The 9,801-nt window shown below is 66.1% G+C and carries 10 protein-coding genes; 7 read left to right on the forward strand and 3 right to left on the reverse strand.

Going from position 1 to position 9,801, the window contains the following annotated elements; genetic code table 11:
* Positions 1 to 170: 170 nt before the first annotated feature.
* From purU to A9X01_RS22130, 3 genes are all read right to left on the reverse strand, one after another.
* On the reverse strand, positions 171 to 1,082 hold the full coding sequence (gene purU / locus A9X01_RS22120; protein ID WP_065122776.1) for a formyltetrahydrofolate deformylase: 912 nt from the start codon (positions 1,080 to 1,082) through the stop codon (positions 171 to 173).
* A gap of 66 nt (positions 1,083 to 1,148) precedes the next feature.
* Entirely contained in the window at positions 1,149 to 2,516 is a 1,368-nt protein-coding gene (locus tag A9X01_RS22125) for an HNH endonuclease signature motif containing protein (protein ID WP_065122777.1), read from the reverse strand.
* A 180-nt stretch (positions 2,517 to 2,696) separates the two neighbouring features.
* On the reverse strand, positions 2,697 to 3,926 hold the full coding sequence (locus A9X01_RS22130; RefSeq protein ID WP_065122778.1) for a permease: 1,230 nt from the start codon (positions 3,924 to 3,926) through the stop codon (positions 2,697 to 2,699).
* A gap of 264 nt (positions 3,927 to 4,190) precedes the next feature.
* Between A9X01_RS22130 and sepIVA the strand changes: the two genes are divergently transcribed.
* The 7 genes from sepIVA to smc all read left to right on the forward strand — a co-directional run.
* Positions 4,191 to 4,928, forward strand: a complete 738-nt coding sequence (sepIVA, locus tag A9X01_RS22135; RefSeq protein ID WP_065122784.1) for a cell division protein SepIVA — start codon at positions 4,191 to 4,193, stop codon at positions 4,926 to 4,928.
* 61 nt (positions 4,929 to 4,989) lie between these two features.
* Complete coding sequence (locus tag A9X01_RS22140) at positions 4,990 to 5,580, forward strand: YceD family protein (RefSeq protein ID WP_065122779.1); 591 nt, start codon at positions 4,990 to 4,992, stop codon at positions 5,578 to 5,580.
* Positions 5,577 to 6,302 carry a ribonuclease III gene (gene rnc / locus A9X01_RS22145; RefSeq protein WP_065122780.1) on the forward strand — a complete coding sequence of 242 codons (726 nt, stop codon included), beginning with the start codon at positions 5,577 to 5,579 and terminating at the stop codon, positions 6,300 to 6,302. Before A9X01_RS22140 ends, rnc begins: the two co-directional genes overlap by 4 nt.
* Positions 6,302 to 7,162, forward strand: coding sequence for a DNA-formamidopyrimidine glycosylase (gene mutM / locus A9X01_RS22150; protein ID WP_065122781.1), 861 nt, complete (start codon positions 6,302 to 6,304; stop codon positions 7,160 to 7,162). The genes rnc and mutM overlap by 1 nt, the downstream gene beginning before the upstream one ends.
* A 114-nt stretch (positions 7,163 to 7,276) precedes the next feature.
* A complete protein-coding gene (locus tag A9X01_RS22155; protein ID WP_065122782.1) occupies positions 7,277 to 7,690 on the forward strand; it encodes an OsmC family protein in 414 nt (137 codons plus the stop codon).
* Positions 7,677 to 7,958, forward strand: a complete 282-nt coding sequence (locus A9X01_RS22160; protein ID WP_036354573.1) for an acylphosphatase — start codon at positions 7,677 to 7,679, stop codon at positions 7,956 to 7,958. Before A9X01_RS22155 ends, A9X01_RS22160 begins: the two co-directional genes overlap by 14 nt.
* A 127-nt stretch (positions 7,959 to 8,085) precedes the next feature.
* Positions 8,086 to 9,801, forward strand: a 1,716-nt coding sequence (gene smc, locus A9X01_RS22165) for a chromosome segregation protein SMC (RefSeq protein ID WP_065122783.1), incomplete at its 3' end; no start/stop codon positions are given.

The raw sequence follows: 9,801 nt of genomic DNA on the forward strand, positions 1-9,801 counted from the left end.
CGGGCCGGCTGGAAGCGCACTCCGAGAAAACTTATCGCGCCAATCGCTCATCAGCTCGTCAAACGCCACGGGGCGTATCTCAATTCGCCCGGTCGGTATGCCGATGTCTGGGGTGCACTCCGCGCACGGTTCGGTGAAACGGCGGTGGAAGTCGTCTCCTAGAAGACGTCCTAGAAGACGATCGTCTGGTTGTTGTGCACGATGACGCGGTCCTGGCAGTGCCAGAGCACCGCCCGGGACAACACCGCGCGCTCGACGTCGGCTCCGACACGTACCAGGTCGTCGACGGTGTCAGTGTGGCTGACGCGCACCACGTCCTGTTCGATGATGGGTCCTTCGTCCAGGACCTCGGTGACATAGTGGGCGGTCGCGCCGACGAGTTTGACGCCCCGCTCGCGGGCGCGCTTGTAAGGGGCTGCGCCGATGAAGGCGGGCAGGAACGAATGGTGAATGTTGATCAGTGGGCAGCCGACCGCGGCGAGGAACTCCGGGGTGAGTATCTGCATATAGCGGGCCAGAACCACCAGATCGACGTTGCCGGTGAGCAATTGGAGTTGACGCTGTTCAGCCTCGGCCCGCGTGTCGCGGGTGGCGGGAATGTGGATGAATGGCACTCCGAAGGGCCGGACCCGTTCGGCGAGGTTTGGGTGGTTGGCGATCACCATGGCGATCGACATGGGTAGTTCGCCGCGTCGATTGCGCCACAACAGATCCAGCAGGCAGTGATCGTCCTTTGATGCCATGATCGCGACCCGTTTGGGATTTGCGGCCTCGGTGAATCGGTAGTCGATGCCGAACTTCTCGGCGACCGAGGTGGCGAAGTCGCGTTCCAGCCCGTCGATCGCTGCGGTGAGTCCGGGTAGATGAAAGATCGCCCGCTGCAGGAAGGTCCCGTCCTCTGGCGCGGTCGAATGCTGATCCAGCGAGATGATGTTCGCGCCGGCATTGGCGAGGAAGGCGCTCACGGCCGCAATGATTCCCGGCCGGTCGTGGCAGCGCAGCAACAAGCGACCGATGTCGGCGGGCGGCGGCGGGCCGGCGGGCCGTACCGGGAAGTCGCCGGGTTCGCTTGGCGGTGACATGCGCGACCTCCCTTCGCCGGGGAATGACGCAGGACACGATACCGCCGAGAGTTGGTGTTTCGGCAGCTATGGCTCGTCTTCGTCCTCGTCGCCTCCGCAGAGCAGCTTTTCGGGGTGGTGGAATTTGTTGGTCCGCGGCTGGCCACGGTCCAGGTGGGCGGGTGGAAGCCATTCGGTGTCGCCGCGTTTGGTGGTGCGGGTGACCCAACCTTTCTCGGCGATCGGGTGATGGCCGGTGCAGGCGAACGTGAGATCGTCGACGTCGGTGATGCCGGACTTGGCGTAGGGCCTCACGTGGTGCACATCGCAGATGTAGCCCTTGGCGGAGCACCCGGGAAAGGTGCAGCCGCGGTGCTTCGCGTACATGACGAGCCGTTGTGCGGCGTTAGCGAGGCGCTTGGTGTGGTACAGCGCCAAAGCCTTTCCGTCGTCGAAGATCGCCAGGTAGTGACGGGCGTGGCTGGCCAGCCGGATCACATCGGACATCGGCAGAATGGTGCCCCCACCGGTGAGACCACGCCCGGCAGCGGCTTCGAGTTCCTTGAGCGTGGTGGTGACCACGATCGACGTCGGTAAACCGTTGTGCTGACCCAGCTTTCCCGACATCAGCAGTGCCCGGAGCCCTACCAGTAACGCATCGTGGAAGCGTTGTGGTTTGGATCTCAGGTCGTGCCGTGCCGCTTCTTCGGTGGGCTGCTCGTCGACGACCGGAGTCTCGTCGTCGGGATTACACATGCCCGGAGCGCCAAGTTTCGCCTCGATGGCCTCCACCGTGGCCCGCAATTCCGGGCTGATGTAGCCGCTGATGCGTGACATGCCGTCAGATTCCTGCTTGCCCAACGTTATGCCGCGTTTGCGGGCGCGGTCGTCGTCGGAGAAGTTGCCGTCGGGGTTGAGGTAATTGGCCAGCCCGTCGGCCAGCCCGCGCAGATCGTCCGGGCGGCGGTCGATCGCGAGTTTGGCCAGCTGCCTTTCGGCTTCCTCCCGTGTCCAAACGTGTACCGATGCGGGTAGATCGCGGAAGAAATCGCGGATTACGCGCACGTGTCCTTCGCCGATCTTTCCTTCGCGTTGGGCGGCGGCGGTGGCCGCCAGCAGTGGTGGAAGCGGCTCGCCGGTCAGTGCCCTGCGTTCACCCAGATCCTGCGCTTCGGCGATGCGCCGGCCGGCCTCGTTCGGGGTGACATGCAATAAATCGGCTACCGCACCGCCCAGTGGGCCACCGAGTTCCTCCGGACAGGCCTGCGCGCGGAGTTGATTGATCAGCGTGTGCTGCGGTGCCCGCAGCCGGCGCGCCATACGCTCTGTGCGTTGCAAAACCCGTTGCAGCTCCGGAGTGACGAGTATGTCAAAGGTTAACGCGCACAGACGGTTCAAGCCTTCATCGAGGAGATCCAGCACCTCGCTGATCTCCTCACGAGTGCTGGAAGCCATGACCGAATTCTACGAATGACCACTGACAGAAATTCCGGCCGAAGGGCAGAAATGAGGCGGCACAGGCGATTTCGCTGACAGCGAATTCGGCGCGCATACATCAGAGCGCGAGCGGTCCCCTGCGGTAGGCAATGCCGCGGCGTGTCGCGTACCGACACGCGCCCTCGCGAGCGCCGCAGACTAGTGGCAACCGGGCTGGTGATCGTGGTGACCACCAGGGTGATTCTGGTGACCACCATGGTGATCGTGATGGTCGTGCCCTTCATCTGGCGAGCCACCCATCATCCGCAGCATCGGCATGCCGCCGCTGGTGAAAAACCGCGCGACCAGCACCCCCGCAATCACCAGGAAGACGATGTTCAGCCAGGTGGTGTAGTTCCACGAGATGCCGGCCGACATCACCATCGCATTGCGTTCGCTCGGAATGAGATTGGCGGTGCCGAAGATCAATTCGACCAAGTAGCCGGCGGCGACCATCGACACATAGAAGGTGGCCAACAACGTCAGCATCATTCTGGTGCCGTAGTACTTCCGGTAGATATTGAGGATCGGCAGGATCAGCAGGTCCGCGAAGATGAATGCGATCACCCCGCCGAAGCTGATGCCGCCATTCCACAGCACCGCGGCCAGCGGCACATTGCCGATCGAGCAGACGAACGACAAGATCGCGACAAACGGACCGACGATCGGTCCCCACACGACCGACCACGTCGGGTGACTGGTCAAAAAGAAGTCTCGCCAGAAGGTTTCGGGAACCCAGGCCGCGATGGCGCCCGCGATGAAGAGCCCAAGGATCAGATCCCGCAGGATCGCCAGCCACTCCATCACGAACACGTGTGACACCGAGGTCAAGCCCGGTCCGGAAAACAGCCGCCGAAAGAACGACCCGTCACCCTGAATGGACATGTCCATGGCCGCGTGGCCCTCCATGGACCCGGCCACGCCCTTTTCCGCCTGCTCGCGGGCGGCGTCGATCAGCCGCGAGCGGACGAAGAACCGGAACAGCAGCGCCAGCACGATGATCATCAACGGCCCGCCGACGAACTCCGCCGCGGTGAACTGCCAGCCCATCAGCAGAGCCAGGATGATGCCGAGCTCCACCACCAGGTTGGTCGAGCCGATCTCAAAAGCCATCGCGGCGGTGAAGTTGGCACCTTTGCGGAACAACGACCGGGCCAACGCCACGGCGGCGTACGAGCACGACGAGGACGCGGCACCGAGGCCGGCCGCGACAGCCAAAGTGCGGGGGCGGTCGTCACCCATCAGCGACACGATCGTCGAACGCCGCACCACGGCCTGCACCACCGCGGACAAGGCGAAGCCCAGGATCAGCGCCCACAGGATTTCCCATGTCATCGAGCCGGTGAGGGCCAATGCATGACCAAGGGCTCCTAGCACTTTGTCCGCCATCCGTCCTCCACTCCGTCCATATACCCCCAGGGGGTACCAAATAGTGTCACCCGCCGGACCGTCGTCGTCAAGCCCTGCCTACCGCCCGATTTATCGTCCTGCCAGCGGCGACCCAGCGGCGATAGGCTGTAGCAAACCACGTGTGCCCGGGTCGTCGGCGGGTGAAATGGGAAATTGGGCCCGACACACCGGCGTTATCACCGCTGTCACAGGCGTAACACCAGGCACACTGGTCACAACAATTAATGCCAGGAGGGTATGGCCGTGTACCGAGTCTTTGAAGCGCTGGACGAATTGAGCGCCATCGTCGAAGAAGCCCGTGGCGTACCGATGACGGCGGGTTGCGTCGTGCCTCGCGGTGACGTGCTGGAACTGATCGACGACATCAAGGACGCCATCCCAGGCGAACTCGACGACGCTCAGGACGTGCTGGATGCCCGCGATTCGATGCTGCATGACGCGAAGGCGCACGCCGACTCCATGGTGTCCGCGGCTACCACCGAATCGGAGTCGATGGTCAACCACGCCCGCGCCGAGGCCGACCGCCTGCTCTCTGACGCCAAGGCCCAGGCCGACCGGATGGTGAGCGAGGCCCGACAGCACAGCGAGCGGATGATCGCCGAGGCACGCGAGGAGGCCATGCGCATCGCCGCCTCGGCCAAGCGCGAGTACGAGGCCAGCGTCAGCCGGGCCAAGACCGAATGCGACCGGTTGATCGAAAACGGCAACCTGTCCTACGAGAAAGCCGTGCAAGAGGGCATCAAGGAGCAGCAGCGCCTGGTGTCGCAGAACGAGGTGGTGCAGGCCGCCCACGCCGAATCCACCCGCCTCATCGACACGGCCCACGCCGAGGCCGACCGGTTGCGCGGCGAATGCGACATCTACGTCGACAACAAGCTGGCCGAGTTCGAAGAATTCCTCAACGGCACCCTGCGCTCCGTCGGTCGTGGCCGGCACCAGCTGCGCACGGCGGCCGGTACGCACGACTACGTGACTCGCTAACGACGGCCCCGGCCGGGGCGAACAGTCATGGGCCTGCGTTGCGCGCCGTAGGATTCCAGGTATGGCCAAGCACCACAGCCAAACGGCACAGCGACCAGTGCGGACGCCCCTGACCATCGACATCGCCAAGCTCGGTCGGCGCCCGGGCTCTATGTTCAGAGTGCAGGACACCGTGGACAGCCCGACGCGCATCGGGGTCGAGCTGATCGCGATCCAGAAAAACGCGCCCCTTGACCTGGACCTGCGGGTGGAGTCGGTGTCCGAGGGAGTGCTGGTCACCGGCACCGTCGGCGCAGCCACCGCGGGTGAATGCTCGCGCTGCCTGTCGCCTATTCAGGGACACGTCGAGGTTGAGCTGACCGAGCTGTTCGCGTATCCGGACAGTGCCACCGAAGCGACCACCGAGGAAGACGAGGTGGGGCACGTCGTCGACCAGATGGTGAACCTGGAGCAGCCGATCATCGACGCCGTGGGTCTGGAGCTGCCCTTTTCGCCTGTGTGCTCGCCCGATTGCCCGGGACTGTGCCCGCAGTGCGGGGTTTCCCTGGCCGCCGAACCCGGGCACCACCATGACCAGATCGACCCGCGGTGGGCCAAACTGGCCGGCATGTTCGACAACGACGACGACAACGACGATGGCGGTGAGCGGTGACCCGGTCACGGCAGACGCTGCTCGATGCGCTGGGTGTCGAGTTGTCGGACGAACTGCTCTCACTGGCGCTGACACACCGCAGCTACGCCTACGAGAACGGCGGGCTGCCTACCAACGAGCGGCTGGAGTTCCTCGGCGATGCCGTGCTGGGGCTGACTGTCACAGACGCGCTTTATCACCGTCATCCCGAGCGCTCAGAGGGTGACCTGGCCAAACTCCGGGCGAGCGTCGTCAACACCCAGGCGCTGGCCGATGTCGCCCGCAACCTGACCGACGAGGGTCTCGGCGTGCATATCCTGCTGGGCCGTGGCGAGGCCAATACCGGCGGCGCCGACAAGTCCAGCATCCTCGCCGACGGCATGGAGTCCCTGCTCGGCGCCATCTACCTGCAGCACGGCATCGACGTGGCGCGCGAGGCCATCCTGCGACTGTTCGGCCCCTTGTTGGATGCGGCCCCGACGCTCGGTGCCGGTCTGGACTGGAAGACCAGCCTGCAAGAACTCACCGCCTCACGGGCGCTGGGCGCGCCGTCTTACTCGGTCACCTCCACCGGCCCCGACCACGACAAGGAGTTCACCGCCGTCGTCGTGGTGATGGACACCGAATACGGCTCGGGGGTGGGGCGCTCCAAGAAGGAAGCCGAGCAGAAGGCCGCGTCGGCGGCCTACAAGGCGCTGGAGGCCATGGAAGTGCTCGACAGCGCGGGGAAATCCTCCGTCTAGTGCCTGAACTGCCCGAAGTCGAGGTGGTGCGTCGCGGCCTCGAGACCCACGTGCTGGGCAAGACCATCACCGCCGTTCGTGTCCATCACCCGCGCGCGGTGCGCCGCCACGAAGCCGGGCCCGCCGACCTCACCGGCCGGCTGCTCGACGCCCGCATCACCGGAACCGACCGGCGCGGCAAGTACCTTTGGCTGATCCTGGACAAGGCCACCGACCCGGACACTGCGCTGGTGGTGCACCTCGGCATGAGTGGGCAGATGTTGCTGGGCACGGTGCCGCGCGCCGACCACGTTCGGATCTCCGCGCTGCTCGACGACGGGACGTTGCTGAGCTTTGCCGACCAGCGGACCTTCGGCGGGTGGCTGCTCGCCGACCTGGTGACCGTGGACGGCAGCGTGGTGCCGGCGCCGGTCGCCCACTTGGCGCGCGATCCGCTGGACCCAAGATTCGACGCCGCCGCGGTGGTTGAGGTGTTGCGGCGCAAGCACTCTGAGATCAAGCGACAGCTGCTGGACCAACAGGTGGTGTCGGGCATCGGCAACATCTACGCGGACGAGGCGCTGTGGCGGGCCAAGGTCAACGGCGCCCGCATCGCCGCCAACCTGTCGCGTCGTCAGCTGGCATCAGTGCTGGATGCCGCAGCCGAGGTGATGCGTGAGGCGCTGGGCAAGGGCGGCACGTCCTTCGATTCGCTCTACGTCAACGTCAACGGTGAGTCGGGCTACTTCGACCGATCGCTGGACGCCTACGGCCGCGAAGGCCAGAACTGCCGGCGTTGCGGAGCGGTGATACGACGGGAGAAGTTCATGAACCGCTCGTCGTTCTACTGTCCGAAATGCCAGCCCAGGCCGCGCCGGTAAGGATTCGCGCCGAGTTCGCGTTGAGCTCGTTGAATCTGCGTTCACGGCGTGAAATCGCAGGATTTTGCGCCCTCACCGCAGGCTCAGCGCCTAGGAAATTGTAGAAAGGGAGCCATGACTGATCTGTGGGTCGAACGCACTGGCACGCGCCGGTACACCGGACACAGCTCACGCGGTGCGCAGGTACTCGTCGGCAGCGAGGACGTCGAGGGTGTCTTCACCCCGGGCGAGCTGATGAAGATCGCGCTGGCCGCCTGCAGCGGGATGTCCAGCGATCAGCCCCTGGCCCGCCGCCTCGGCGACGACTACCGGGCAACCGTCAGGGTGTCCGGTGCCGCCGACCGGGAGAAGGAGATCTACCCGCGGCTCGACGAGAAGCTGGAACTGGACTTGTCCGGACTGTCCGAGGACGAGAAGGCGCGCCTGCTCGTGGTCGTCAACCGGGCCATCGACGCGGTCTGCACCGTCGGCCGCACCCTGAAATCCGGCACCACGGTGACCTTCGAGGTCGACGATGTCAGCACCTGACGTGCGGCTGACCGCCTGGGTGCACGGCCACGTCCAGGGCGTCGGTTTCCGCTGGTGGACCCGCTGCCGGGCGCTGGAGCAGGGCCTGACCGGCTATGCCGCCAATCAGGCCGACGGCCGTGTGCTGGTGGTGGCCAACGGTCCCCGCGAGGCAGGCGAACGGCTGCTGGAATTGCTCCGGGGGGACAGCACGCCGGGACGGGTGGACAAGGTGGTCGCCGACTGGTCGGAACCCACCGAGCAGTTCACCGGGTTCGTCGAACGGTAGCCACGCGTGGTGCCTCTGGGGTCAGAGCGACTCGATTGACCAGCGGTGTGCAAGGGGTCTGGAACACCGCTCGTGACACGCCCCGAGCGGGCGGGGGCGGGCGCTTGCACCGGTAATCTGGCCCCTCGTGTACCTCAAGAGTCTGACGCTGAAGGGATTCAAGTCCTTCGCCGCGCCGACGACTCTGCGCTTCGAGCCGGGCATCACCGCCGTCGTCGGCCCCAATGGGTCCGGCAAGTCCAACGTCGTCGATGCCCTCGCCTGGGTGATGGGGGAGCAAGGGGCAAAGACCCTGCGCGGCGGCAAGATGGAAGACGTCATCTTCGCCGGCACCTCCTCGCGCGCGCCGCTGGGCCGCGCCGAGGTCACCGTCACGATCGACAACTCCGACAACGCATTGCCGATTGAGTACTCCGAGGTGTCGATCACCCGCCGGATGTTCCGCGACGGCGCCAGCGAATACGAGATCAACGGCAGCAGTTGCCGTTTGATGGATGTCCAGGAGCTGCTCAGCGACTCGGGCATCGGTCGCGAGATGCACGTGATCGTGGGCCAGGGCAAACTCGACGAGATCCTGCAGTCCCGGCCCGAGGACCGGCGCGCGTTCATCGAAGAGGCGGCCGGGGTGCTCAAGCACCGCAAGCGCAAGGAAAAAGCGCTGCGCAAACTCGACGCCATGGCCGCGAACCTGGCCCGTCTCAACGACCTGACCACCGAGCTACGCCGCCAGCTCAAACCGCTGGGCCGTCAGGCCGAAGTGGCCCGTCGCGCCCAGACCATCCAGGCCGATCTGCGCGACGCCCGCCTGCGTCTGGCCGCCGATGACCTGGTCAACCGTCGCTCCGAGCGCCAGGCGATCTTCGATGCTGAAAGCACCATGCGCCGCGAGCACGATGAAGCCGTCGCCCGGCTGGCGGTGGCCTCCCAGGAGCTGGCCGCACACGAAGAAGCCTTGGCGGTCCTGTCGCAACGTGCCGAATCGATCCAACAGACCTGGTTTCGGTTGTCCGCGCTGGCCGAACGGGTCGGCGCGACGGTCCGCATCGCGAGCGAACGCACGCAGCATCTTGACGTAGAGCCAGTGCGCGCCAGCGACACCGACCCCGACGCACTGGAAGCCGAGGCCGAAGAGGTGGCCCAAGCTGAGCAGGAGCTGCTGGCTGAGCTGGCGGAGGCCCGCGCCCGGCTGGATGCCGCGCGCGCCGAACTCGCCGAACGGGAGCGCCGCGCCGTCGAAGCCGAGAAGGCGCACCTGGCGGCGGTGCGCGCCGAAGCCGACCGGCGTGAGGGCCTGGCCCGGCTGGCCGGGCAGGTGGAGACCATGCGGGCCCGGGTGGAATCGACCGACGAAAGCGTCGCGCGGTTGTCCGAGCGGATCGAACACGCGGCCACCCGAGCCCAGCAGACCCGGGCGGAGTTTGAAAGCGTGCAGGGCCGCGTCGGCGAACTGGACCAGGGTGAGGTCGGCCTCGACGAGCAGCACGAGCGGACGGTCACCGCGCTGCGACTGACCGACGAACGGGTGGCGGAGCTGCAGACCGCCGAACGCACCGCGGAACGCCAGGTCGCGTCGCTGCGAGCCCGCATCGAGGCGCTGTCGATGAGTTTGGAGCGCAAGGACGGCGCCGCGTGGCTAGCGCGAAATCATTCTGGTGCAGGGCTTTTCGGTTCCGTCGCGGAGCTGGTCAAGGTGCGCCCGGGATATGAGGCGGCGTTGGCGGCGGTGCTGGGTTCGGCGGCCGACGCCCTGGCGGTCGACGGCCCCGGCGCCGCGCACACGGCGGTGGCCGCGCTCAAGCAGGCCGACGGTGGCCGCGCCGCCCTGGTCCTCAGCGACTGGCCC

The organism is Mycobacterium asiaticum (assembly GCF_001668675.1).
Taxonomy (GTDB): Bacteria; Actinomycetota; Actinomycetes; order Mycobacteriales; family Mycobacteriaceae; genus Mycobacterium; species Mycobacterium asiaticum_D.

Excerpts from the sequence above, each read along its gene's own strand:
- A9X01_RS22155 (WP_065122782.1), top strand. The coding sequence starts at position 7,277 with ATGACTGATCTGTGGGTCGAACGCACTGGCACGCGCCGGTACACCGGA.
- A9X01_RS22160 (WP_036354573.1), top strand. The coding sequence starts at position 7,677 with ATGTCAGCACCTGACGTGCGGCTGACCGCCTGGGTGCACGGCCACGTC.
- A9X01_RS22125 (WP_065122777.1), bottom strand. The coding sequence starts at position 2,516 with ATGGCTTCCAGCACTCGTGAGGAGATCAGCGAGGTGCTGGATCTCCTC.
- A9X01_RS22130 (WP_065122778.1), bottom strand. The coding sequence starts at position 3,926 with ATGGCGGACAAAGTGCTAGGAGCCCTTGGTCATGCATTGGCCCTCACC.
- A9X01_RS22140 (WP_065122779.1), top strand. The coding sequence starts at position 4,990 with ATGGCCAAGCACCACAGCCAAACGGCACAGCGACCAGTGCGGACGCCC.
- purU (WP_065122776.1), bottom strand. The coding sequence starts at position 1,082 with ATGTCACCGCCAAGCGAACCCGGCGACTTCCCGGTACGGCCCGCCGGC.